This is a genomic window from Dechloromonas sp. ARDL1, assembly GCF_051122455.1.
Taxonomy (GTDB): Bacteria; Pseudomonadota; Gammaproteobacteria; order Burkholderiales; family Rhodocyclaceae; genus Azonexus.
Window position 1 is genome coordinate 2,642,321 of the sequence record NZ_CP168939.1, and the last position, 21,811, is coordinate 2,664,131.

Annotated in this window: 26 protein-coding genes; 15 read left to right on the plus strand and 11 right to left on the minus strand. The window is 60.7% G+C overall.

Going from position 1 to position 21,811, the window contains the following annotated elements; genetic code table 11:
- The first annotated feature begins 4 nt into the window (after positions 1-4).
- Together ypfJ and AB6Q56_RS12985 are read left to right on the plus strand one after the other, a co-directional pair.
- Positions 5-859 carry a KPN_02809 family neutral zinc metallopeptidase gene (gene ypfJ, locus AB6Q56_RS12980; RefSeq protein WP_434513588.1) on the plus strand — a complete coding sequence of 285 codons (855 nt, stop codon included), beginning with the start codon at positions 5-7 and terminating at the stop codon, positions 857-859.
- Positions 860-947: 88 nt separating this feature from the next.
- Entirely contained in the window at positions 948-1,763 is an 816-nt protein-coding gene (locus AB6Q56_RS12985; protein ID WP_434513589.1) for a peptidoglycan DD-metalloendopeptidase family protein, read from the plus strand.
- A gap of 39 nt (positions 1,764-1,802) precedes the next feature.
- On the opposite strand, the gene AB6Q56_RS12990 is transcribed toward AB6Q56_RS12985, so the two are convergent.
- Positions 1,803-1,931 (minus strand): hypothetical protein, encoded by a 129-nt coding sequence (locus tag AB6Q56_RS12990; protein WP_434513590.1) that lies wholly within the window; start codon positions 1,929-1,931, stop codon positions 1,803-1,805.
- A gap of 67 nt (positions 1,932-1,998) precedes the next feature.
- Between AB6Q56_RS12990 and AB6Q56_RS12995 the strand changes: the two genes are divergently transcribed.
- Positions 1,999-2,313 carry a hypothetical protein gene (locus AB6Q56_RS12995; RefSeq protein ID WP_434513591.1) on the plus strand — a complete coding sequence of 105 codons (315 nt, stop codon included), beginning with the start codon at positions 1,999-2,001 and terminating at the stop codon, positions 2,311-2,313.
- Positions 2,314-2,324: 11 nt separating this feature from the next.
- Here AB6Q56_RS12995 and AB6Q56_RS13000 read toward each other — a convergent pair whose 3' ends face one another.
- From AB6Q56_RS13000 to AB6Q56_RS13025, 6 genes are all read right to left on the minus strand, one after another.
- Positions 2,325-2,774: an MEKHLA domain-containing protein gene (locus tag AB6Q56_RS13000; protein ID WP_434513592.1), complete on the minus strand. Its 450-nt coding sequence runs from the start codon at positions 2,772-2,774 to the stop codon at positions 2,325-2,327.
- Positions 2,771-3,115: a RidA family protein gene (locus AB6Q56_RS13005; protein WP_434513593.1), complete on the minus strand. Its 345-nt coding sequence runs from the start codon at positions 3,113-3,115 to the stop codon at positions 2,771-2,773. Before AB6Q56_RS13005 ends, AB6Q56_RS13000 begins: the two co-directional genes overlap by 4 nt.
- A 263-nt stretch (positions 3,116-3,378) precedes the next feature.
- The gene (locus AB6Q56_RS13010) at positions 3,379-3,795 is read right to left on the minus strand and encodes a hypothetical protein (protein ID WP_434513594.1); all 417 of its coding nucleotides are present in this window, start codon (positions 3,793-3,795) and stop codon (positions 3,379-3,381) included.
- A 3-nt stretch (positions 3,796-3,798) separates the two neighbouring features.
- Positions 3,799-5,064: a hypothetical protein gene (locus AB6Q56_RS13015; protein WP_434513595.1), complete on the minus strand. Its 1,266-nt coding sequence runs from the start codon at positions 5,062-5,064 to the stop codon at positions 3,799-3,801.
- 24 nt (positions 5,065-5,088) lie between these two features.
- Complete coding sequence (locus AB6Q56_RS13020; RefSeq protein WP_434513596.1) at positions 5,089-6,174, minus strand: HD domain-containing phosphohydrolase; 1,086 nt, start codon at positions 6,172-6,174, stop codon at positions 5,089-5,091.
- Entirely contained in the window at positions 6,171-9,308 is a 3,138-nt protein-coding gene (locus AB6Q56_RS13025; protein ID WP_434513597.1) for a response regulator, read from the minus strand. Before AB6Q56_RS13025 ends, AB6Q56_RS13020 begins: the two co-directional genes overlap by 4 nt.
- Before the next feature lie 200 nt (positions 9,309-9,508).
- On the opposite strand from AB6Q56_RS13025, the gene AB6Q56_RS13030 reads away from it, so the two are divergent.
- From AB6Q56_RS13030 to AB6Q56_RS13060, 7 genes are all read left to right on the plus strand, one after another.
- Positions 9,509-10,126: a hypothetical protein gene (locus AB6Q56_RS13030; RefSeq protein WP_434513598.1), complete on the plus strand. Its 618-nt coding sequence runs from the start codon at positions 9,509-9,511 to the stop codon at positions 10,124-10,126.
- 8 nt (positions 10,127-10,134) lie between these two features.
- Positions 10,135-11,274, plus strand: coding sequence for an efflux RND transporter periplasmic adaptor subunit (locus AB6Q56_RS13035; RefSeq protein ID WP_434513599.1), 1,140 nt, complete (start codon positions 10,135-10,137; stop codon positions 11,272-11,274).
- On the plus strand, positions 11,271-11,516 hold the full coding sequence (locus AB6Q56_RS13040) for a hypothetical protein (protein WP_434513600.1): 246 nt from the start codon (positions 11,271-11,273) through the stop codon (positions 11,514-11,516). The genes AB6Q56_RS13035 and AB6Q56_RS13040 overlap by 4 nt, the downstream gene beginning before the upstream one ends.
- A 9-nt stretch (positions 11,517-11,525) precedes the next feature.
- On the plus strand, positions 11,526-12,215 hold the full coding sequence (locus AB6Q56_RS13045) for an ABC transporter ATP-binding protein (protein WP_434513601.1): 690 nt from the start codon (positions 11,526-11,528) through the stop codon (positions 12,213-12,215).
- Positions 12,202-13,410: an ABC transporter permease gene (locus AB6Q56_RS13050; protein WP_434513602.1), complete on the plus strand. Its 1,209-nt coding sequence runs from the start codon at positions 12,202-12,204 to the stop codon at positions 13,408-13,410. Before AB6Q56_RS13045 ends, AB6Q56_RS13050 begins: the two co-directional genes overlap by 14 nt.
- Before the next feature lies 1 nt (position 13,411).
- Positions 13,412-14,611: an ABC transporter permease gene (locus tag AB6Q56_RS13055; RefSeq protein WP_434513603.1), complete on the plus strand. Its 1,200-nt coding sequence runs from the start codon at positions 13,412-13,414 to the stop codon at positions 14,609-14,611.
- A 73-nt stretch (positions 14,612-14,684) separates the two neighbouring features.
- Complete coding sequence (locus tag AB6Q56_RS13060; protein WP_434513604.1) at positions 14,685-15,122, plus strand: MaoC family dehydratase; 438 nt, start codon at positions 14,685-14,687, stop codon at positions 15,120-15,122.
- A gap of 83 nt (positions 15,123-15,205) precedes the next feature.
- Here AB6Q56_RS13060 and AB6Q56_RS13065 read toward each other — a convergent pair whose 3' ends face one another.
- Positions 15,206-16,525 carry a pseudouridine synthase gene (locus AB6Q56_RS13065; protein ID WP_434513605.1) on the minus strand — a complete coding sequence of 440 codons (1,320 nt, stop codon included), beginning with the start codon at positions 16,523-16,525 and terminating at the stop codon, positions 15,206-15,208.
- Positions 16,522-16,866: an FKBP-type peptidyl-prolyl cis-trans isomerase gene (locus AB6Q56_RS13070; protein WP_434513606.1), complete on the minus strand. Its 345-nt coding sequence runs from the start codon at positions 16,864-16,866 to the stop codon at positions 16,522-16,524. The genes AB6Q56_RS13065 and AB6Q56_RS13070 overlap by 4 nt, the downstream gene beginning before the upstream one ends.
- A gap of 139 nt (positions 16,867-17,005) precedes the next feature.
- On the opposite strand from AB6Q56_RS13070, the gene rplU reads away from it, so the two are divergent.
- From rplU to proB, 4 genes are all read left to right on the plus strand, one after another.
- Positions 17,006-17,317 (plus strand): 50S ribosomal protein L21, encoded by a 312-nt coding sequence (gene rplU, locus AB6Q56_RS13075; protein WP_011289195.1) that lies wholly within the window; start codon positions 17,006-17,008, stop codon positions 17,315-17,317.
- Between the two features lie 21 nt (positions 17,318-17,338).
- The gene (gene rpmA / locus AB6Q56_RS13080; protein ID WP_150427261.1) at positions 17,339-17,602 is read left to right on the plus strand and encodes a 50S ribosomal protein L27; all 264 of its coding nucleotides are present in this window, start codon (positions 17,339-17,341) and stop codon (positions 17,600-17,602) included.
- A gap of 131 nt (positions 17,603-17,733) precedes the next feature.
- Positions 17,734-18,807: an Obg family GTPase CgtA gene (gene cgtA / locus AB6Q56_RS13085; protein ID WP_434513607.1), complete on the plus strand. Its 1,074-nt coding sequence runs from the start codon at positions 17,734-17,736 to the stop codon at positions 18,805-18,807.
- Positions 18,804-19,922, plus strand: a complete 1,119-nt coding sequence (proB, locus tag AB6Q56_RS13090) for a glutamate 5-kinase (protein ID WP_434513608.1) — start codon at positions 18,804-18,806, stop codon at positions 19,920-19,922. Before cgtA ends, proB begins: the two co-directional genes overlap by 4 nt.
- A 127-nt stretch (positions 19,923-20,049) precedes the next feature.
- Here proB and rpsI read toward each other — a convergent pair whose 3' ends face one another.
- The gene (rpsI, locus tag AB6Q56_RS13095; protein ID WP_275711797.1) at positions 20,050-20,442 is read right to left on the minus strand and encodes a 30S ribosomal protein S9; all 393 of its coding nucleotides are present in this window, start codon (positions 20,440-20,442) and stop codon (positions 20,050-20,052) included.
- A 9-nt stretch (positions 20,443-20,451) separates the two neighbouring features.
- Positions 20,452-20,880 carry a 50S ribosomal protein L13 gene (gene rplM, locus AB6Q56_RS13100; protein WP_150427257.1) on the minus strand — a complete coding sequence of 143 codons (429 nt, stop codon included), beginning with the start codon at positions 20,878-20,880 and terminating at the stop codon, positions 20,452-20,454.
- A 498-nt stretch (positions 20,881-21,378) separates the two neighbouring features.
- Here rplM and AB6Q56_RS13105 point away from each other — a divergent pair, with 498 nt between their 5' ends.
- Positions 21,379-21,807 carry an OsmC family protein gene (locus AB6Q56_RS13105; protein ID WP_434513609.1) on the plus strand — a complete coding sequence of 143 codons (429 nt, stop codon included), beginning with the start codon at positions 21,379-21,381 and terminating at the stop codon, positions 21,805-21,807.
- Positions 21,808-21,811: the final 4 nt, after the last annotated feature.

Here is a 21,811-nt window from a genome sequence, read left to right on the forward strand (position 1 = left end):
CGCCATGCGCATGGACGACTACCGCGAAAGCGACAACATCGAAGACCGCCGGGGTGGCGGCGGCGTTGGCGTGGGCGGGGTCGGCATCGGTGGCGTCATCCTGGCGCTGGTCGTCAGCTACTTTACCGGCATCAACCCGATGACCCTGCTCGGCATCATCGAGCAGACGCCGATCGCCCACCAGCAGGCACCGGCCGCGCACAAACCGCCGGCCAACGACGAATCGGCCCGTTTCGTCTCCAAGGTGCTGGCCTCGACCGAAGATGTGTGGACCGAGACCTTTCGCCAGAACGGGCAGCGCTACGAGGCGCCCAAGCTGGTGCTGTTCACCGGCGCCACGCCAACCGCCTGCGGTACCGGCCAGACCGCCATGGGTCCGTTCTACTGCCCTGGCGACCACAAGGTCTATATCGACCTTGCCTTCTACCGGGAACTGAAGGAGCGCTTCCACGCCCCCGGCGAATTCGCCCAAGCCTATGTCGTCGCCCACGAGGTCGGCCATCACATCCAGAACCTGCTCGGCATCGCCGACAAGGTCCATCGTGCCCGCCAGCAGGCAGGCAAGGCCGAAGGCAACGCCCTCTCCGTGCGCATGGAACTGCAGGCCGACTGCCTGGCCGGCGTCTGGGGCAAGCGCACCGACACGATGAAAAAGGTGCTCGAACCCGGTGACCTGGAAGCCGCGCTGACTGCCGCCACGGCCATCGGCGACGACCGCCTGCAGCAACAGGCTCAAGGCCGCATCGTGCCGGAAAGCTTCACCCACGGCACCTCCGAACAGCGCGTCCGCTGGTTCAAGCGCGGTTTCGACAGCGGCGACATGAACCAGTGCAACACCTTCAAGGCCGCCAGCCTGTAGCCCGGCTGTCCGCTCGCGCCACCCGATGCTGCAGCGTGCTTCCGGTCGGTAATATCGACCGGGGCCTGCCAGCCCACCGAACCCCGACATGAAACGATTCGCCCCGCTACTGCTGCTGGCCAGCACCTTGAATGTTTTTGCCCTGCCGCAACACGCCCCTGTTCCCGGCGGCGTCGCCGTCATCGACCTTGGCCCGGCCAACCAGGCCGCGCCGACTGCGCGCTGGGGCGATCAGGGTCTGGCCGTGGTCAAGGAGCAGGGGCGCTGGTTTGCCCTGCTCGGCATCCCGCTCGACACCCTGCCCGGCGAACTGGAAATCCGGGTCAGCAAAGCGGGCATCACCGAGCCCAAAACGATCGCCATCGGCATCAGGAACTACCCCGAACAACGCCTGACCATCAAGGACAAGCGCAAGGTCGAGCCGTCGCCGGAAGACCTGGCCCGCATCGAGCGCGAGCAAAAGATCACCGAGGTGGTGAAGAAACGCTTTTCGGAGACCACCCCGGACACCGCGCTCGACCAGCCGTCGCCCGGCCCGCTGTCATCGCGATTCGGCCTGCGCCGTATCTTCAACGGACAGCCGCGCAATCCGCACGCCGGACTCGACGTCGCCGCTGGCAGCGGAACGCCAGTCCATGCCCCAAGCGATGCGGTCGTCGCCAATACCGGCGATTACTTCTTCAACGGCAATACGGTTTTCCTAGACCACGGCCAGGGGCTGATCACCGCCTACATGCACCTGTCGCGCATCGACGTGCGGCCTGGTCAGACGATCAGGCGCGGGGAACAACTCGGCACCATCGGCGCCACCGGCCGAGTGACCGGACCACACCTGCATTGGGCGGTGATCCTCAACAACACCCCGGTCGACCCCGAGCTTTTCCTGAGTAGCCGCAGAAAGTAAAAAGGCGGCCTCTGCCGCCTTTTTGGAATGGTAAATCGCTCAGGCCTTCGGCTTGCTCGGCGTACTCATCTGTTTTTCGTCCTTGGCCTTGTCGCCGGGGCAGGCTAGCGCACTCAGGCTGGACATGGAAAACACGGCAGCCAGCAATCCGCACAACAGTTTCTTCATCGCAAACTCCTTTCAGGACAGGGGTAGGCGTTTGATCATTTCCGTGGAACGTGGTTCATTACACTGCATGAAAGCGCGGATCATCGAACTGCACGCCAAAGCCCCAGCCAAGCCAGCCATCGGAGCCGCCTGCAACGGCTGCGGCGTATGCTGCGCGTTGGAGACCTGCCCGCTGGCGATCCTTCGCTTCCTCAAACGGCGCGGCCCATGCCCGGCGCTGGAATGGTCGGCAAACGACGTGCGCTACGTCTGCGGTTTGCTGAAGCACCCGGAGCACTACCTGCCGCTGCCCGCCTGGACCCAAAACATGGCTCGCCGCTTTTTTGCCCGCAGCATCGCCGCCGGCAAAGGCTGCGATAGCGATGCGGAACTGGCGGACTGAGCCGCCGATTTTTATGGCAACGGCTGCCAGTGCGCGAAGCTTGCCGCTTGCCCGTGGATGACGCCGGCGGCATCCACCAGATTCCAGACTTCTGCCTGTGCGATACGAAAACGATTCCCGTTGGCGGAAATACGTATACCGGCGTAGTCATCGATGAAGCCATCGCGGGCAACGCGCTCCAGCAGGCGGGCACGCTCTTCACGCGCCAGCGGTTCGGCCGAATAACGCGAGGGAAGCTGCGCAAAAGTGGCGAAATCCATCTCGAAGGCCTGCAAGGCAAGCCGGTTGCCGTAGAAAAACACCGGGTCGTCCTGCGTGCCATGCGCGACGATGACGCGCGGCGCCTCCCACAAGGCCAATGCGATCTCCCGGCCGGAGTCGACCAGCGGCCGCCCGAGCAGGCGACCGTAACTTTCCGCGATCAAGGCCAGGCGAGGATCGTCCGGAATGAAAGTATTCATGTCGCTGCGGTCACAACCAGTTCCAGGCGCCAATCCGGATTGGCCAGACGAGCCTGGACGCAAGCACGGGTTGGGGCACAGCCTGCCGGTATCCAGTCATCCCAGATGGCGTTCATCACATCGTAATCGGCCATGTCCGCCAGATAAATCGTGACCATCAGCAGGCGGTCCCGGGCGCTTCCGGCCTGGGCAAGCAGGCGCTCCACGCTGGACAGCACATTGCGTGTCTGCTCGGCAATATCGCCCTCGGGGTTCGAGGGCACCTCGACCAGATAGACGGTTTCATTGTGCACCACGCTGTCGGAGTAACGGCGTGTCGTGCCGTGACGCTGTATCTGCATTCGTTGATCCCAAAAAACGTGAAGCCCATGCTTTTCAGGCACGGGCTTCGGTTACTGCAGCCCCTGCTCTTTCGGCCGGGGCATTACGGCTATTCGCCGTCAAGGAGTGCTACTCGGTAATCTCAAGAAATATTCCCTGCGAAAACTGCCATAGAATCTCCAGCAGCGCAGCGGGTACTACCATCACATGCAAGTTTGCTGCACACCTTGCACGCTTTCAGATTAGCACGCCTTGCAAAAAAAGCCAGCATCACGCAAGCACATCAACGCCGAAAAATCACATTGGCGCCACGCGGCAATTTCGAAACAGGAACATAGCCGATCGCCCCAGGCGTCGCCTGGACGTACTTGATCACCTCATCAACGCTACCCACCTCTGGGGGCGGCGCACCCTTGCCGACATAACGCCGAACCAGCCAGTACCCGGTGTACTGCTCTTCGCTCTGCTCCATGCAAGTCAGCAAGAAATCCTCACGCACCGAATTGCCGGCCGGCAAGTTGACGGGAAGCACCTGCTGTTGCCCGATACTGACGGCACGCCCGGTATAGAGACGCTGCACGGTGAATTTGTCTGTTTTCGGCAATGCCGAATGTCCGATAACCAGAACCTCCTCCCCGGCGATAACGGCCGGCCCCGGCAGAAGCAAGCTGCTCGCGAGGAAAAGGAAGCGCAGGCTCATGGGCTAGAAGGTAAAGCTATACGACAGCGAAAGCACGTTGATATGCCGGTTGCCGCTTTCCCCACCTACCGGAGCGTCCACAAAGCTGGATGCCACCTGCGTATCGATCCGCGACCACTCGGCCTTGAGCACACTTTTCGCCGTCACCCAAAAAGAGGTTCCCAGCGCCAAGGTCGTCTGATCATAGGGAACCGTAATATCGGCAAGAACCCGTTGATAGCCTCGCCATGGCGCCGCAACGTTCAACGCATTTCCGTTGATGCGCTGATACAAATCCAGCGCCTCTCCCGATGACTTCACCTTGGCGTAGTAAGCGTATGGCGTCCAGGCGCCCATGCGCTTCGACACGCTCAGGTACGCCCCCCATCGACTCAAACCGCGACTGGCGCTTTCGATCCTGGCCTTGCCAAATTCCCCGGTCACCTTAAAACGCTCCGGGAGCGTCACACTGGCGCCCAAAGTCAAGATAGGCACCCGCAAATGATCAACGCCACCGCTGGAAAGGTTGTAACACCCCGGGACGGGGGCACCGGGGCAAGTTCCGAGATCGAAGCCGGCACCGGTCTTTTCCCCCGGGCGGGATGCCTCGCCCTCGTGGTAGCCGATGCGGAAAACGTGCTCCAGATTACGTGCCGTCAGGACCAATCCGGTACTTTTCATGTCCACAGGCAAGAACCAGCTGCCCGGCGAAGTAGAGTCGATCGTTCGGTCCCGTCCGTAATAGCGCCAGTACGTGCTTGCCTTCCCCGAGTAGCCTTCGGCGGTCCAATCCAGCTGCTCTCCAAACCAGGTCTTGCTGACACTGACACCGATCACGTCGGTTGTCGGGGCAATCGAATACACCTCGAGCGGCAGCCGCACGAAGTCGTATGTCGCTCCGACATCGGCATTTTCGGTATTGAGCATAAATGGCAGTCGCAGCTTGCCGGCCCGGATCAGCCAATCGTCACTCGGCCGCCAGGAAACAAAGGCCCAGGCAACCGAGGCCTGCCATTGCGTGTCGGAATGATCTGAAGGAGCCGCCTTGGCCTGAACGGTTGCCCCCCATTGCTGCGAAAAGCGTGCATCAACTTGCGCACCAAAGATGCTGTCGCGCTTGAACGTTCCTTTTTCGTCAATGAAACGCTGGTAATTGACCGATTGATCGGACTGCGCATAGCCCAGCGTTCCAAATCCCGACCACGTAAGGTCAACAGCCAGAGCAGGAGCGGCGTGCGCGATGAAAACGAAGGCGGCCACCCTTCCAAGGATACGATTCGGCATATTCACTGCGGGCACTCTTGTCATGACAAATTACTCGTCCGCCAGTTTAATGGCAATTTCCGCGAAAACGCTCTCCAGCGCGAGAAAAGCCTCTACCAGCAAGGGATCGAAGTGACTGCCGCGCCCCTGAATGACGATTTCCACGGCCTCCGCGTGGCTAAATTCCTTTTTGTAAGGGCGCCGCGAGCGCAGCGCATCGTAAACGTCGGCCACCGCCATCAGCCGAGCTGCCAGCGGGATAGCCTCACCGGCCAGACCATCAGGATATCCGCTGCCGTCCCAGCGCTCATGGTGGCTGCGTGCGATCTGGCAGGCAAACACCAGCATTTCGTTCTCTCCGCCCATTTCCCGCAAGGAGCGCTGCAGCATGCTTTCGCCCTTGACGCTGTGGGTTTTCATGATGTCGAACTCTTCGGGCGTATGGCGGCCTGGCTTGAGCAAAATGTGATCTGGTATCGCGATCTTCCCGATATCGTGCAACGGGGAAGCCTTGGCGATGCGATCAATCTGGTCGCGCCCCAGAAAGGCGCTATCGCGAGGCTGGCGGCTCAGGTATTCGGCCAGCAGACGAACGTAATCCTGCGTGCGTCGAATGTGGTTGCCGGTGCATTCGTCACGAAATTCCGCCAGCGACACCATCACCCTGATGGTCGCCTCCTGCAAACGAAAAACCTCACTGACTCGCGCCTCGATCTCCTTCTCCAGCCAAGCGCTTTTGTCTTCAAGAAAAATTTGCCAGTTCCGGATTTGTAGATGGGTTCGCACCCGCGCCAGAACGACCGATGGTGCGATCGGTTTGTGAATGAAATCGACAGCCCCCATGGCCAATCCCTGCTCCTCGTCCTCGGCACCCGACTTTGCCGTCAGGAATATAACGGGTACCTTGCTGGTGGCTGGATCGGCCTTCAGGTTGCGGATAACTTCATAGCCATCCATTTCCGGCATCATGATGTCGAGAAGAATCAGATCTGGTCGCGACATCGCGGCCAGTTCAAGCCCTCGCGCACCGCTATTGGCCAGCTTGACGCGATACTGGGTACGCAACAGTTGATTCAACAGGCCGAGATTGCCCGGTGTATCGTCGATGACCAGTATGTTTGCCCGTTCGTCGCTCACAGCGCACCTCCGCTTTTCCGCTCGAAGCAATCGAGAATATCCAGCGCCTCGGCAAAATTCCATTGCCCGATGGCGTAATCTATTGCGGCAACTTGGCGTGGATTGAACAACACCGCCAGGCGCCCCTTGTTATGACGCCACAATTCCTCTGTTTCGCCATCTCCTTCGTGCAACTGCTTGCGCAGGCGGCCAAGGACCGACTCGACCGGCTCGGCTTCACCATCCGGCATCTCGCCGTGCGCAACGGACAAGCCCTTCAGCATCGGGAGCAATGCCGATAAGTGAGCCCGGACCTCGCCAAGTTCTGCATCAACTCCGCCCCCCTCGATCAAGGCTGACTCCAGAACGACAAGCGCCGATTGAAGCGAAGTCATCGCAAACGTACCGGCCAGTCCTTTCAGCGTATGCACCTGACGCCGTGCGACATCCACCGCTCCTTGGGCAAGGTTTACTTCGATGGACTCGAGCCAGTTCTGGTAATCATCGGCGAACTGGCGCAATGCCCTTTTCAGGAAAGGGGTACGCCCGGCAAAGCGGCGCAGCAGAATCCCGGCATCGATGGCAGCGATGCCCTTCAATGCCTGCACGAAAAGTGCATCGCCATCCTCGGGCAGGCGTGGCGCCGAAGTCCCGTTGGTTTCAATTCCATGCCAGAGACGCTGAAGCATGGTGAGCAAGACCTCGGGCTCGAATGGCTTCGCAATATAGGCTGACACCCCCTGCGCCAAATTGTCATTCATGCCATGGCCAACCACATGAGCCGTCATGGCAATGATGGGCAGATCGGCATAACGACTGTCCCCGCGCAGACGTAGCGTTGCCTCCCGACCGTCCATGACCGGCATCTCGATATCCATGAGAACGACCGCAAAATGTTCCGGCGCATTCGCTGCAACGCAATCGAGCGCCTCCTGCCCATTGTTGGCGAGCTCAACGTGCGCCCCCCAGTCGCGCAGCATTTCGCAGGCAACCTCCTGGCTCATGACGTTATCCTCCACGAGCAGGACATTCATACCTTCCAGAACACGTGCCATACGCCGCGGCAGGGGATGCGAGGGCGCATCCCGGCGAACCACTTCTACCGCCTCGCAACATATTCTGGTCAATTGGGCGGGCATCAACGGCTTCTGGACCACCTCGGTTATCCCATCCTGGACTGCCTCCTGCCGCATGAGCGCCGGATCGGTCGACGAAACGACAATGACGCGGTCGGGCAAGCCAGCGGCTGTGGAAGACAAGCGTTTGATCAACTCACCACCAGTCATATCCGGCAGCAACCAGTCCACAATCAGCAAATCGTAGCCCCCGGATTCATTCCCGCTATCCATAAAGCGCAGCAAGGCATCCTCGCCGCTCCCGACACTATCCACATCGGAACACCCCATCCCGCAAAGCAACTTGACCATCGACTCTCTGGCTGCCGGATAATCGTCCACCACCAATGCGCGACGAACCGGCAGCGCCTGCTGGCGCCCCCTATCCGTAACGTCGTCGGAAACAACCGGAACCTCGACGGTAAAACGGAAAGTACTCCCCACGCCAAAAGCGCTCTCAACCTGCAAGTCGCCGCTCATCGCAAGTACCAGCCGCCGGGAAATAGCCAAACCAAGGCCCGTTCCGCCGTACTTTCTGGTAGTCGATCCATCGGCCTGGGTAAAGTCGCTGAACAAGCGTCCCTGCTGTTCGCGGGTCATGCCAATACCGGTATCCTCGACGTAAAATGCCACAACTGCCCGGGAAGCGTCATTTGTCGTCTCGACAATCCGCAGTCGCACATGGCCTTGCTCCGTGAATTTCACGGCATTGCTCAACAGGTTGATCAGCACCTGCCCCAAGCGTAACGGATCGCCAACCAGACAACTCAAGGTTGGCGAAGGCTGAAAATCAAGAATCAGCTCCAGCCCCTTCTCCTCCACCTTTTCCTGCACCATGAGCAAGGCATTCTGCACAACCTCTTCAAGGTCGAAACGCACCGCTTCGAGCGCCACCTTGCCCGCCTCGATCTTCGAATAGTCGAGAATATCGTTCAGGATGCCCAGTAACGACTTGGCCGCCACGTGTATCTTGGAGACATAATCGTGCTGGCGTGCCGGCAACCCTGATTTCAGCGCCAGATAGGCCATGCCGATGATGGCATTCATGGGGGTCCTGATTTCATGGCTCATGTTGGCCAGGAAAATAGCCTTGGTCTCGGCGGCCACCTCTGCCCGTGCCCTCGCCTGGCGCAAGGCACGCTGCACGAGTTCGCGCTGCGCGAGGTCAGCCTCGATGGCCGTTGCCATGCTGTCGATGGTCGTCGCCAGCGCATGCACCTCCTCGACGCCATGAATGTCGCCGACACGTTGTCCATACGATTTCTCGGCAAGGGCGAGCGCCGTCTGGTGAAGCGAGGTCAGCGGCGCCAGCAGGTTTCGCTTCAGGTAGTAGTAACCGAAGATCAATACGAAAACTGCCCAGACGAGCAGCATCAAGGCAATGATGATCCAAAGCCAGAGGGTCTCCCCCGCATGCACCAGCGCCACCTTGGTCCGTTGATCCACTTGTGCCGACAATTCGGCAACCGCAATCGCCAGGTCGGCACGATGTTTAAGGTAATACGGCTCGTGCAGCAAGGTGTTGGCAAACTCAGTTTGCGGCTCGGCCTCCGAGACCATTTCCCTTTTGACCGGATCGTACAAGCCCTGCGTTGCAGCAAAAGCAACCTGCTCGACCTCTTTCATTTCATCGGTAATTTGGAACACCCGCTGCAGGATGGCCTGCTCAGCCGCATCGAAACCCAGTCGGCTCCCCCGCTGAACCAATGGATCGCCCTGCCCGGGCGGCGGCGGAACGTAGCTGCGCATGCCGCTGACGACCTCCTCCCAGTAGGTCGCCGAAACACCTTGCAACGGCGGCTTGCTGCCTTCGCGGATGGCCAGGATGTCGTAGTAGTAGATCAGATAGCGTGGATTCGCCGTCGTCACGTACGAGGACACCAGACGACTGAGAAGATCCACCTCGCGATGCACCTCGACCATGAGTTCCATCGACTCCTGCCGGTGTCGGGCTGCGTCATGGGCATCGTTATACGCCGACAAGGCACCCAAGGTCGTCACACTGATCATGACCAGCATGCATCCCAGTGCGAGAAGCACGGTCAACAACGCCTTGCGCAAGCTGAGATGTCGCTGGCGAAAGGCTATGTCATTCGACTTCCATTGGGAAAAAACGCCCACCTGCCCGGCCTCCCCTTCTGCCGCTATGAAAACCGAATGATATGACAGTTCAAAATATTTGGTATGAGTTCAGTCGAGACACATCAAGCCGATTGGCCTAATGGCGGCATTGGTTCAAAATGGCGGCATTCGCCCACCTCTCTGGCCTCATGGACAACCTCATCAAGGACACCGCTACGCTGGAGCTTTTTTGCTGGCTTGAGCCGGGGGCCGACCTGCCCGGATGGGACATCCTGAAAGGCAGCCCGTTTGGCGCCACGCTGGCCGCTCCGGAAGGTGGCGAACCCAGCGCTGGAGACCAATTGCTGTCGGTGCAGAATTATTTTGCCGAGTACCACCTCGAGTACTTTCGCCAACGTCGCTACAACCATTTTCCGAGTCGCCTGCACGCCATGCTCCAGTTCGCCACGCGAACCGACGCCATGACATTCCGGACCAAGCATCCGCAACGCGTTTTCGGAAAAAATCTCGTCTGCGCCCAAACGAAAGGGGCTTACATCTGCTCTTTCCACGACGCCAGCTGGCTGGATTACCTTCGCCTGCCGCACAGCCTGTCCTTGAGCGCGCTCGATGAGGTGGCCGAATACTACTGGTCCGGCAAGACTGTCGAAGAAGTTGGCCTGACCTTCATGAACGAACCCTGGCATGAACCACCGGTCATCGAAGCGCTCTACCAGGGAACGCTCGAACCGGTCTGGGGCCACCAGCAGTCCGGCTGGCTACCGGGTTTTCGATAGGACATACCATGCGCCGGATTGTCATTGCCATCGCAACTCTTGCCATGCTCGGCCTCGGGGTCTTCGTGGCCACCCGCCCGAAACCGGTTGTAGTTGTGGTAAAGGAGGTTGGCGAAGGCAAGGTCGAAGCGACGTTGGCCAATACGCGCGCAGGCACCGTCGAGGCCTGCTTGCGCACCAAGCTGTCGACCATCGTCGGCGGACGTATCGAATACCTCGGCGTCAAGGAAGGCGACAGGGTGAAGAAGGGGCAGTTGCTGCTCAAGCTTTGGAACGATGACCAGCAAGCCAATGCGGCACTGGCTCAGGCGCAGATGACGCTCAGCGCCCGCCGCGTCGACGAAGCCTGTATCACCGCTGCCAATGCGGAAAGGGAAGCCCGGCGCCAGGGCGAACTGCGCGAGAAGGGTTTCGTCTCGACCAGCAAGGAAGAAGCGGCCCGCACCGAAGCCGAAGTCCGTCGCGCTGCCTGCAGCACGGCCAAAGCCGATGTCGCCCAGGCCGAGGCAAAGTTCAAGGCCACACGCGTCGAGCAGGGGCGTGTCGTGCTCTACGCGCCGTTCGACGGAACCGTTGCCAAGATTGTCGGCGAACTGGGCGAATACTCCACGCCATCGCCGCCGGGCGTGCCAACCCCGCCGGCCATCGACCTGATCGACGATTCCTGCCTCTACGTCAAGGCGCCCATGGACGAGGTCGACGCACCGAAGATCCGCGTCGGCCAGGCCGTGCGCATCACGCTCGACGCCCTGCCCGGCCAGACGCTGCCCGGCAAAGTCAAGCGAGTGGCGCCCTACGTGTCTGCCGTCGAAAAACAGGCGCGGACGGTGGATATCGAAGTCGATTTCGAACGCCCGGAAGAGACCGGCAAGCTACTGGTCGGCTACAGCGCCGATGTCGAGATCATCCTCTCCGCTCGCGACAAGGTCGTCCGCGTCCCGACTGCCGCCATTCAGGAAGGCGGGCGTGTCCTCGTCCACAACCCGGACAATGGCAAGCTGGAGGAGCGCCGCATCAAAACAGGACTGGCCAACTGGGAATACACCGAAGTCGTCGACGGCCTGAAAACCGGCGAGCGTATCGTGACCTCGCTCGACAAGGCTGGCGTCAAAGCCGGTGCCAGCGTGACTCCGGGGAACAAACAATGATGGATAACATTGACTGGTTGCTGCTTGGCCTCGTCGCAATTGCAGCCTTGGCACAACTCTATTTCGGAGAGCGATACCGGGAAATTTTTCTGGTCGACAAAGCAACCATTAACAAAACATACGTCTCAATGATTCGTGACTTACTCGATAAACATCCGTCGGCAGGTCGGCTTTACGTCGGGCTCGTCTCGATTCAAGTCGTCGCCATAATTGCGCTAATCGTTAAAAGCAAGCTTGCCTGAAATACACTCATGGCGCTGATTGAACTGTCCGGCATCGAACGGCGCTTCCTGCTTGGCGACACCACTGTCAGAGCGCTGAACGGACTTGATCTCCAGATCGATGCCGGCCAGTACGTCGCCGTGATGGGCCCATCCGGTTCTGGCAAATCCACCCTGCTCAACCTGCTCGGCCTGCTCGACCGCCCCAACGCCGGCAGCTATTGCCTGGAGGGACGCGATGTCACCACCCTGTCGCCGGAAGAACAGGCCGCCGTGCGCAGCCGGCGCATCGGCTTCGTCTTCCAGAGTTTCCACCTGGTGCCGCGCCTCACGGCAGCGGAAAACATCTCCCTGCCAATGATGCTGGCCGGGATTGCTCCAACCGAACGTAAGCAGCGCGTCGCGCAGGCACTGGCGGACTTCGGCCTGGACAAACGCGCCGATCACAAACCCGACCAGCTCTCCGGCGGCCAGCGCCAGCGCGTCGCCATCGCCCGCGCCACCATCATGCAGCCGGCCCTGATCCTTGCCGACGAACCGACCGGCAATCTCGACCGCCACACGGGCGACGAGGTCGTCCACCTGCTCGAGGCCCTGAACGGCAAAGGCGTCACGCTCATCGTCGTTACCCATGACCCGGCCCTCGGCGCCCGCGCCGGTCGCCAGTTGGTCATGGAAGATGGCCAACTGAAGCACGATAGCGCCCATGCGCCTGGCTGACACCCTGCGCTTCGCCCGCGATGCCGCCGCCGGCTACCCGATGCGCACGGCGCTCTCGGTACTCGCCATGTCGATCGGCGTTGCCGCCGTCGTCATCCTGACCGCACTGGGCGACGGCGCAAGGCGCTATGTCGTCGGCCAGTTCTCGTCACTCGGCACCAATCTGGTCATCGTGCTGCCCGGCCGCTCCGGCACCGGCGGTTTCAATCCGGCCAACACGATCACCTCGACGCCGCGTGACTTGACCATCGACGACGCCGCCAGCCTGCGCCGCCTGCCCAGCGTCCGCCGTGTGGCGCCGCTCGCCGTCGGCACCTCGGAAATTGCCCACGGCGGCAAACTGCGCGAAGCCATGGTCGCCGGCACGACCGCCGAATTCCTGCCCATCCGCAATTTCGAACTCGCCCAGGGCAACGCCTTGCCCGATGAGGACTGGAATCGTGGCTCCTCGGTCGCCATCATCGGCGCCAAGCTACGCCAGGAAATATTCGGAACGGACCCCGCCGTGGGGCAACTAGTGCGGGTCGGCGATCGGCGCCTGCGGGTCATCGGCGTGCTTAAGCCGCTCGGCCAGGGCTTGGGCATGAACACCGACGAACTGGTCATCGTGCCGGTTTCGCTGGCCCAGGCAATGTTCAATTCCAACACCCTTTTTCGCATCCTGGTCGAAGCCAACAGCCGCGAAGCCATTCCCGCCGCCAAGGCGCAAACACTGGAACTCCTCAAGGAACGGCACCGGGGCGAGGAAGACGTTACCGTAATCACTCAGGATGCCGTGTTGGCCACCTTCGACAAGCTGCTCGGAGCGCTGACGCTGGCCGTCGCGGGAATCGCAGCGATTAGCCTGGCCGTTGCCGGCATCCTCGTCATGAACGTCATGCTCGTCGCAGTCACCCAGCGCACCGGCGAAATCGGGCTGCTCAAGGCGCTGGGCGCCTCCGCCGACACCATTCGCCTGGCCTTCCTTGCCGAGGCGGCCATGCTGTCTGGCGTTGGCGCGCTGCTCGGCTACCTGCTCGGCCAGCTTGGCGCCTTCGCACTGCGCCAGGCATTTCCCGTCTTTCCGGCCTACCCGCCGGACTGGGCGGTCATCGCCGGCCTGGGTACCGCACTGAGCACCGGCCTGTTGTTCGGCGTTATGCCGGCCCGCCGGGCTGCTCGCCTCGATCCGGTACTGGCGCTGATGAAGCATTGACATGCTGATTGCCGACACCTTTCAACTCGCCTTCCGCGCCGTCACCGCACAACGCTTGCGCAGCTTCCTGACCCTCCTCGGCATCGCTGTCGGTATCGCCGCAGTCATCCTGCTCACCTCCATCGGCGAAGGCATACACCGTTTCGTATTGGCCGAATTCAGCCAGTTCGGCACCAATGTCGTGGGGGTACATCCCGGCAAGACCAAGACCGGCGGCGCCCCATCCGGCCTGCCGACCAGCGCCCGTCCGCTGTCGCTCGACGATGCCCGGGCACTCGCCACACTGCCCCATGTCGTCGCCGTCACACCCAGCATCTGGGGCAACGCCGAAGTGGGTGCCAATGGTCGCCTGCGCCGCACCACGGTCTATGGTGTCGGCCCGCAGATGCTCGATGTCTTCAAAGGCAAAGTGCGCGTCGGCCAGTTCTTGCCCCAGGATGATGCTGAAAATGCACGCGCGCTGGTCGTCCTTGGCCCCAAGCTTAAGGAAGAACTGTACGGCGCTGAAAACGCGCTCGGTACGCGATTGCGCATCGGCCCCAATCAATTTCGCGTCATCGGCGTCCTCGAGCCGAAAGGGCAGTTCCTCGGCATCGATCTCGACGACACCGCTTTCATCCCAACGGCACGGGCACTCGAACTCTTCAATCGCGACGGCCTCAACGAAATCAATCTGGCTGCTGAAGAGGGAATCCCTTCCCGGGTTGTCGCCGATGCGGTGCGCGAACGCATGATCGCCAGGCACGGCCGAGAGGACTTCACCATCGTCACCCAGGAGGAGATGATGGCAACCCTGTCCAACATCCTCGGCGTGCTGACCATGGCCGTCGGTGCGCTGGGCGGCATCTCGCTGCTGGTCGGCGGCGTCGGCATCGTCACCATCATGACCATCGCCGTCAGCGAGCGTACCGGTGAAATCGGTCTTCTTGTCGCCCTTGGCGCCCCCCGACGCACCATCCTGCTTCTCTTTCTCGGCGAAGCCATCGCACTCTCAGCTATCGGCGGCCTGATGGGGCTTGGCATCGGAGTCGGCCTTGCCCAGCTGATCCATCTGCTACTGCCCGCGCTGCCCGTGCATACGCCGCTGACCTTCGTCGCCCTCGCCGAAGGGCTGGCCATCGCCATCGGCCTTGCGGCCGGCGTACTGCCGGCACGACGCGCCGCGCGGCTAGACCCGGTCGAAGCGCTGCGTGCCGAATGACCCCTATTCATCCATACGCACCGGTATGGTAGAGTGCCTTTTTTTCCCAACCGATAAGAGCAAGGAGTTCAGCATGACCTATCACATCGATCAGCTGCATCCCGGCATGTCCGCCAGTACCTCGAAGACCGTCACCGAAGCCGACATCATCCTGTTCGCCGGCATTTCGACCGACGTCAACCCCGCCCACCTAGACGAGGAATACTGCAAGGGTACGATGTTCGGCACCCGTATCGCCCACGGCATGCTGTCGGCCGGTTTCATTTCCGCCACCCTGGCCAACAAGCTGCCCGGCCCCGGCACCATCTACCTGTCGCAAACGCTGAAGTTCAAGGCCCCCGTCAAGCCGGGCGACACCGTCACCGCCACCGTCACCGTGCGCGAAGTCAATATCGAGAAGAACCGCGTCATCCTCGACACCGTATGTACCGTCGGCGGCAAGACCGTTATCGACGGTGAATGCCTGATGATGCCGCCGGTACGCGCCGCCAAGCCGACCGGCACGGTCTGATTCACCGACAGAAGCATCGCAAAACAAAACGCCGGCACCAGCCGGCGTTTTCACTTCCATTGCCTTGATCGGCTTCAGAGCAATCAGAAAGCCTCGTCAGCCCTCAGGAAGCGCCATTGTCCCATTGGCAGGTCACCCAAGCGAATACGACCGATACGCACGCGCTTCAGGCCAATGACCTTGAGGCCCACCAGCTCGCACATACGGCGAATCTGGCGCTTCTTGCCTTCCTTCAGGATGAAATGCAGCTGGTCCTCGTTCAATTGCTTGACCCAGGCCGGCTTCAACGGCTTGCCGTCGAGCTCCAGGCCATGGCGCAACAGATCGAGCCCCCCCTTGATCATCTCGCCCGAAACGCGGACCAGATACTCCTTCTCGGCATCGCTGTCCTCGCCAATCAGGCGCTTGGCAACGCGACCATCGCTGGTTAGTACCAGCAGGCCGGTGGAATCGACGTCGAGACGCCCCGCCGGCGCAAGACCGCGCAACATCCATGGCTTGAACTCCGGACCGCCCGATTGCGGCACCTGGCTTTCGGCGGTGATCAAGGTCACGGCCGGCACGCTGCCCGGCTCCGGCTGGCCGGAAACGTATCCAACTGGTTTGTGCAGTAAGATGGTGACCGCCTTGGCCTGATCCTTCTTGGCTTCCTGCGAAACGGTGATGTCGGCCCCCGGATCAATACGCGTCCCGAGTTCGCTGACCTGCTCGCCGTTGACAAACACCCAGCCGCGCTCAATCCAGAGATCGGCTTCGCGACGGGAACATAGGCCACGCTCGGACATTACCTTCGAAAGACGAACGCCTTCCGGTGGCGGCCCATCCGGGCGAGCAGGCGGGGGAGTCGCCGGGCGCCTGTCGTCAGCGTCGCGTCGTTGCTGACGATCGCTGCCACGGCGGGGCATATCGTCACGCACGCCATCCGGCCGGCGCGACTTGCTCAAAGCCTGCGCCCTGGCCCACGGCGACTCCGCATCAGCTTCGCTGCGCATCGATGAGCGAGGCGCATTTCGGGCGTCGCCAGGCGACGGACGCGCCTCGTTCCGCGGCTTCCCTGCCGAAGGCGACTTGGCAGTCTGGCGCAGTCGCTCGCTGCGCTCGGCCTTTGCCTTGGCATCGGCCTCCTGCTTTTCCTGCAAAGTGGGCCGGACGCGCGGCGGACCGCCGCGCAACGGCTTGCGGACCTGCTTGTCACCGCCATCACGCCCCATGGCGGTCTTGCTCACACCAAGGGTGCCGACCGGCTTTTCCGCTCCATCGGCAGCACCTGCCGCCGAAGATTTTGCCGGTATTGCTGCATCGACCTCAGGCGCCACATCGGCAGCGGGCCTGGACACAGCAGGCGCCTCAACCGGGGCTTCTGGCTTGCGCCACTTACCCCAGGGATCCTCAGTACCGCTCATTGCAGGTCGAGCAGTTCAACCTCGAAAACCAGCGTCGCGTTCGGCGGGATGACGCCGCCGGCACCGCGGGCACCATAACCGAGATGTGCGGGGATGGTTAGCTTGCGGGTGCCGCCGATCTTCATGCCCTGAACGCCTTCATCCCAGCCCTTGATGACATGGCCCTGGCCGAGCGGAAACTGGAACGGGTCGTTGCGATCCTTGCTCGAATCGAACTTGCTGCCATTGGTCAGCCAGCCGGTGTAATGGACAGTGACAAACTGGCCAGCTTTGGCTTCGGCGCCGTTACCCTCGACGGTATCTTCGTAGATCAGGCCGGAGGCCGTGGTGATTTCAGCCATGAAAAGCTCCTTTGCGAAAGGCTGAAAGTCTACCACAAGGCACCCGCCAGACATCGACAAGGCTTTGACTTCTCGAATATTTTCCGTATAATGCGCGGTTCTTTGTAGCACCCTTTGGTTTATTTTCGGAGTCCAACCCATGTATGCGGTCATAAAAACCGGCGGCAAGCAGTATCGCGTTTCCGCTGGCCAAAAACTCAAAGTAGAACAGATACCGGCAGACGTTGGCGCAGAAGTCACTCTCGACCAGATCCTCATGGTAGGCGAAGGCGAGTCCGTGAAGATCGGCGCCCCCTTCCTTGCTGGCGCCACTGTCAAGTGCACCGTGGTTTCCCACGGCCGCCACGACAAGGTCAAGATCTTCAAGATGCGTCGTCGTAAGCACTACCAGAAGCGTCAAGGCCATCGTCAGAACTACACCGAACTGCGCATCGACACGATCGCTGCCTAAGTTCAGACAAGGAGCTAAAACATGGCACACAAAAAGGCAGGCGGTAGTTCACGTAACGGCCGCGACTCACAAGCCCAACGACTGGGCGTCAAACGCTACGGCGGTCAATTCGTCCTGGCTGGCAACATCATCGTTCGCCAGCGCGGCACCGAATTCCACCCGGGCGAAAACGTCGGCTGCGGCAAGGATCACACCCTGTTCGCGCTGAAGGATGGCGTCATCCAGTTCGCCATCAAGGGCGAAAAGAAGCGCCGCACGGTTTCGATCGTTCCGGCCGCCGAATAAATCGGCCTGGCGGAAACCGAAGAAGCCCTATCCGCCACGGATAGGGCTTTTTTCTTTATTGGCCTGCACTTTCCCCGAGAGCCCAGCCCCATAAGGAATCAACGCCTCACCGGAGGCAGGAAGAACAGATCATGAAGTTCATCGACGAAGCAAAAATCTACGTCAAGGCCGGCGATGGCGGCAACGGCATCGCCACCTTCCGCCGCGAGAAGTACATTCCAATGGGCGGCCCCAACGGTGGCGACGGCGGCAAGGGCGGCAGCGTCTATGTCATCGCCGACCGCAACATCAACACCCTGGTCGATTACCGCTACACCCGCAAGTTCCTCGGCCAACGCGGCGAGAATGGCGGCAGTGCCGACTGCTACGGCGCCGGCGGCGACGACATCGTACTGCGCATGCCGGTCGGCACCGTCGTCACCGACCTGAACACCGGCGAAGTCCTGGCCGACCTCGCCGAACACGACCAGAAAGTGCTGATCGCCAAGGGCGGCAAGGGCGGCCTGGGCAACACCCACTTCAAATCCTCGACCAACCGCGCACCCCGCCAATGCACCAAGGGCGAACAAGGCGAGGAGCACGAGCTCGGCCTCGAACTGCGCGTCCTCGCCGACGTCGGCCTGCTCGGCCTGCCCAACGCCGGCAAGAGCACGCTGATTCGCGCCATTTCTGCGGCCCGCCCGAAGGTGGCCGACTACCCCTTCACCACGCTGCACCCCAATCTCGGCGTCGTCCGCGTTGGTGCCGAAAAGAGCTTCGTCGTCGCCGACGTCCCCGGCCTGATCGAAGGTGCCGCCGATGGCGCCGGCCTGGGCATACGCTTCCTCAAGCACCTGCAGCGCACCCGCATCCTGCTGCACCTCGTTGACATCGCACCGATCGACCCGGGGGCCGACCCGGTACGCGACGCCAAGGCCATTGTTGGCGAACTCGCCAAGCACGACCCGGAATTAGTCGAAAAACCGCGTTGGCTGATTCTCAACAAACTCGACCTTATTCCCGAAGAAGAACGAGAGAAGGCGGTCAAGGACTTCCTCAAGGCCTACAAGAAAGCCACCAAGTACGATGGCCCGGTCTTTTCCATCGCCGCCATCAATGGCGAAGGCACCAGGCCGCTGATCTACGCCATCCAGGAAGCCCTCGAACAGATGGCCATTCCGGAAGTGGCCGATGACGAAGACGAAGGAACGACGGAAGAAGCATGAGCCAGACCCGCCTCGCCAATGCCAAGCGGCTGGTCGTCAAGGTCGGCTCGGCGCTCGTTACCAACAACGGAACCGGCCTCGACCTGAACGCCATTGGCGACTGGGCGCGCCAGATCGCCACCCTGCGTGCACGGGGGCGCGAAATCATCCTCGTCTCCTCCGGCGCGGTCGCCTGCGGCGTACAACGCCTGGGCTGGGGCCGCCGCCCGAAGACCGTCCATGAAAAACAGGCCGCCGCCGCCGTTGGACAAGCCGGACTGGTCGAGGCCTACGAGGCTGCCTTCGGCAAACATGGGGTACACACCGCGCAGATCCTGCTCACCCACGACGACCTGGCCGACCGCAAGCGCTATCTGAATGCCCGCTCGACACTGACGACACTGCTCGGTCTTGGCATCGTGCCGATCATCAATGAAAACGACACCGTCATCACCGACGAAATCAAGTTTGGTGACAACGATACGCTCGGCGCCCTCGTCGCCAACCTGACCGAAGCCGACGCCCTGATCATCCTGACCGACCAGAAAGGCCTATACACGGCCGATCCACGCAAAGACCCGAACGCCACCCTGATCCAGGAGGCGATCGCCGGCGATGCGTCGCTCGAAGCCATGGCCGGTGGCGCCGGCAGCCAGGTTGGCACCGGCGGCATGATCACCAAGGTCATTGCCGCCAAACGCGCCGCCCGCAGCGGCGCCCACACGGCCATCGCCAGCGGCCACGAAACCGACCCGATCATCCGCTTGGCAGCCGGCGAGTCAGTAGGCACCCTACTGGTATCCACCACACCCCCACTTGCCGCCCGCAAGCAATGGCTGGCCGACCACCTACAACTCGCCGGACGCCTGGTTCTCGACACCGGCGCCGTGGAAGCCCTGCGCGCCGGCAAGAGCCTCCTCCCCATCGGCGTCATTGCTGCCGAGGGCGAATTCGAACGCGGCGCCGCCGTCGCCTGCATCAGCCCCGACAACCATGAAATCGCCCGCGGTCTGAGCAACTATGGCAGCGGCGAAGCACGCCTGATCGCCCGCAAGACGACAGCCGATATCGAAAACATCCTCGGCTACGTGGACGAACCGGAAATAATCCACCGCGACAATCTCATCCTATCCTGAGACAGGCTGCACTCAAATGCAAAAGCCTCGGCAAATGCCGAGGCTTTTTTTACACCCAACGCTCGAGTCGCGCACCAGGAACAGGCAATAAAAAAGCCGCCCCGAGGCGGCCTCTTTGACAAGCGCATTAACGCTTGGAGAATTGCTTCCGGCGACGCGCCTTGTGGAAGCCAACCTTCTTACGCTCGACTTCACGAGCATCGCGGGTAACAAAGCCAGCCTTTGACAACGCAGGCTTCAGCGCTGCATCGTATTCGATCAGGGCACGGGTAATGCCATGACGAACGGCACCAGCCTGGCCGGACTCACCACCACCGGTGACATTGACCTTGATATCGAAACCATTCAATTGCTCGACCAGCTCAAGCGGCTGACGAACGATCATGCGACCGGTTTCGCGGGAGAAGAACTGATCAACCGGCTTGCCATTGACGACGATGGCACCGGAACCGCGCTTCATGAAAACACGAGCAACGGCGCTCTTGCGACGGCCGGTACCGTAGAAATAACCTTCAGCCATGATATCCCCTTAGATTTCCAGAGCCTTCGGCTGCTGGGCAGTGTGCGGATGCTGGTCGCCGGCGTAGCACTTCAGCTTCTTGAGCATGGCGTAGCCCAGCGGACCCTTCGGCAGCATGCCCTTGACGGCGGTTTCCAGGGCACGACCCGGGAAGCGTTGCTGCATCTTCTTGAAGTTGGTTTCGTAGATACCGCCCGGGTAACCGGAATGGCGGAAGTACTTCTTATCTTCAGCCTTGTTACCGGTAACGGTGAGCTTTTCAACGTTGGTGACAACGATGAAGTCGCCGGTATCAACGTGCGGGGTATAGATAGCCTTGTGCTTGCCGCGAAGGCGACGAGCGATTTCGGTGGCGAGGCGGCCGAGCACCTTGTCTGTGGCGTCTACCACAAACCACTCGCGCTTCACCTCATGTGGCTTGGCGGAAAACGTTTTCATGTGTGTGCCGTCCTGAAAAATTGGGCGCAGATTGGAGAAAGGCGCGGATTTTAGTCGACGTATTGCGTCGCTGTCAATCTTTTTCAACCACTCTGACAAATAGACAAAAAAAACGCGGCTCGCTGAGCCGCGTTAAATCCACACCAAAGGAGGAGGGTGGAGGAGACAAATCTGAACCGAAGAACTCATCGCTACCAAGTCACTACAGTTCGTACGCTTCACATTCTGCCCGAACACAAGGTTGCCAGCAAGCTATTCTTGTGCATCGCACAACCAATTATATTATTGACTGATAATTAAAATTAATTAACTATAATGCACTGTATTTTAATAATAAAACAAATTAATTCGGCACAAATTAATCATTAAACAACCCAAACAAAACACTAAACCTCCTGCAAACTCCAAACCAAGATTGCTGCGACGCAGCAAAAACACCCCCGCCAGTTCTCTTCCTGCAATTCCGCTAAAATTGAGCACCCCAGCAAGGAGACCAAAATGGAATGCACAGTAAGATGGATGGGCAGTGATGCCGGCATGTCGTTCGTGGCAGAAAGCGGCAGCGGACACTCTGCAGTCATGGACGGAGCCCCCGAGGCCGGCGGCAGGAATCTAGGCTTTCGCCCCATGGAGATGGTCTTGGCCGGGACCGGCGGCTGTAGCGCATTTGACGTGGTGCTGATCCTGAAAAAAGGACGCCATCAAATTAGTGGCTGCGACGTCAGCCTAACCGCAGAACGCGCGGAAACGGACCCCAAGGTATTTACGCGCATCCACTTTCACTATCGCGTGAAGGGGCGAAACCTGAAACCGGATGCCGTGGCACGCGCCATCGAACTATCGAAAGACAAATACTGCTCTGCATCGATCATGATCGGCAAAACTGCCGACATAACCGCCGACTTCGAAATCATCGACGAAGCCTGAGGCT

Bases quoted from the DNA above. Each gene is read 5' to 3' on its own strand.
- ypfJ (WP_434513588.1), top strand. From the start codon at position 5: ATGCGCATGGACGACTACCGCGAAAGCGACAACATCGAAGACCGCCGG.
- AB6Q56_RS12985 (WP_434513589.1), top strand. From the start codon at position 948: ATGAAACGATTCGCCCCGCTACTGCTGCTGGCCAGCACCTTGAATGTT.
- AB6Q56_RS12990 (WP_434513590.1), bottom strand. From the start codon at position 1,931: ATGAAGAAACTGTTGTGCGGATTGCTGGCTGCCGTGTTTTCCATGTCC.
- AB6Q56_RS12995 (WP_434513591.1), top strand. From the start codon at position 1,999: ATGAAAGCGCGGATCATCGAACTGCACGCCAAAGCCCCAGCCAAGCCA.
- AB6Q56_RS13000 (WP_434513592.1), bottom strand. From the start codon at position 2,774: ATGAATACTTTCATTCCGGACGATCCTCGCCTGGCCTTGATCGCGGAA.
- AB6Q56_RS13005 (WP_434513593.1), bottom strand. From the start codon at position 3,115: ATGCAGATACAGCGTCACGGCACGACACGCCGTTACTCCGACAGCGTG.
- AB6Q56_RS13010 (WP_434513594.1), bottom strand. From the start codon at position 3,795: ATGAGCCTGCGCTTCCTTTTCCTCGCGAGCAGCTTGCTTCTGCCGGGG.
- AB6Q56_RS13030 (WP_434513598.1), top strand. From the start codon at position 9,509: ATGGCGGCATTCGCCCACCTCTCTGGCCTCATGGACAACCTCATCAAG.
- AB6Q56_RS13035 (WP_434513599.1), top strand. From the start codon at position 10,135: ATGCGCCGGATTGTCATTGCCATCGCAACTCTTGCCATGCTCGGCCTC.
- AB6Q56_RS13040 (WP_434513600.1), top strand. From the start codon at position 11,271: ATGATGGATAACATTGACTGGTTGCTGCTTGGCCTCGTCGCAATTGCA.
- AB6Q56_RS13045 (WP_434513601.1), top strand. From the start codon at position 11,526: ATGGCGCTGATTGAACTGTCCGGCATCGAACGGCGCTTCCTGCTTGGC.
- AB6Q56_RS13050 (WP_434513602.1), top strand. From the start codon at position 12,202: ATGCGCCTGGCTGACACCCTGCGCTTCGCCCGCGATGCCGCCGCCGGC.
- AB6Q56_RS13055 (WP_434513603.1), top strand. From the start codon at position 13,412: ATGCTGATTGCCGACACCTTTCAACTCGCCTTCCGCGCCGTCACCGCA.
- AB6Q56_RS13060 (WP_434513604.1), top strand. From the start codon at position 14,685: ATGACCTATCACATCGATCAGCTGCATCCCGGCATGTCCGCCAGTACC.
- AB6Q56_RS13065 (WP_434513605.1), bottom strand. From the start codon at position 16,525: ATGAGCGGTACTGAGGATCCCTGGGGTAAGTGGCGCAAGCCAGAAGCC.
- AB6Q56_RS13070 (WP_434513606.1), bottom strand. From the start codon at position 16,866: ATGGCTGAAATCACCACGGCCTCCGGCCTGATCTACGAAGATACCGTC.
- rplU (WP_011289195.1), top strand. From the start codon at position 17,006: ATGTATGCGGTCATAAAAACCGGCGGCAAGCAGTATCGCGTTTCCGCT.
- rpmA (WP_150427261.1), top strand. From the start codon at position 17,339: ATGGCACACAAAAAGGCAGGCGGTAGTTCACGTAACGGCCGCGACTCA.
- cgtA (WP_434513607.1), top strand. From the start codon at position 17,734: ATGAAGTTCATCGACGAAGCAAAAATCTACGTCAAGGCCGGCGATGGC.
- proB (WP_434513608.1), top strand. From the start codon at position 18,804: ATGAGCCAGACCCGCCTCGCCAATGCCAAGCGGCTGGTCGTCAAGGTC.
- rpsI (WP_275711797.1), bottom strand. From the start codon at position 20,442: ATGGCTGAAGGTTATTTCTACGGTACCGGCCGTCGCAAGAGCGCCGTT.
- rplM (WP_150427257.1), bottom strand. From the start codon at position 20,880: ATGAAAACGTTTTCCGCCAAGCCACATGAGGTGAAGCGCGAGTGGTTT.
- AB6Q56_RS13105 (WP_434513609.1), top strand. From the start codon at position 21,379: ATGGAATGCACAGTAAGATGGATGGGCAGTGATGCCGGCATGTCGTTC.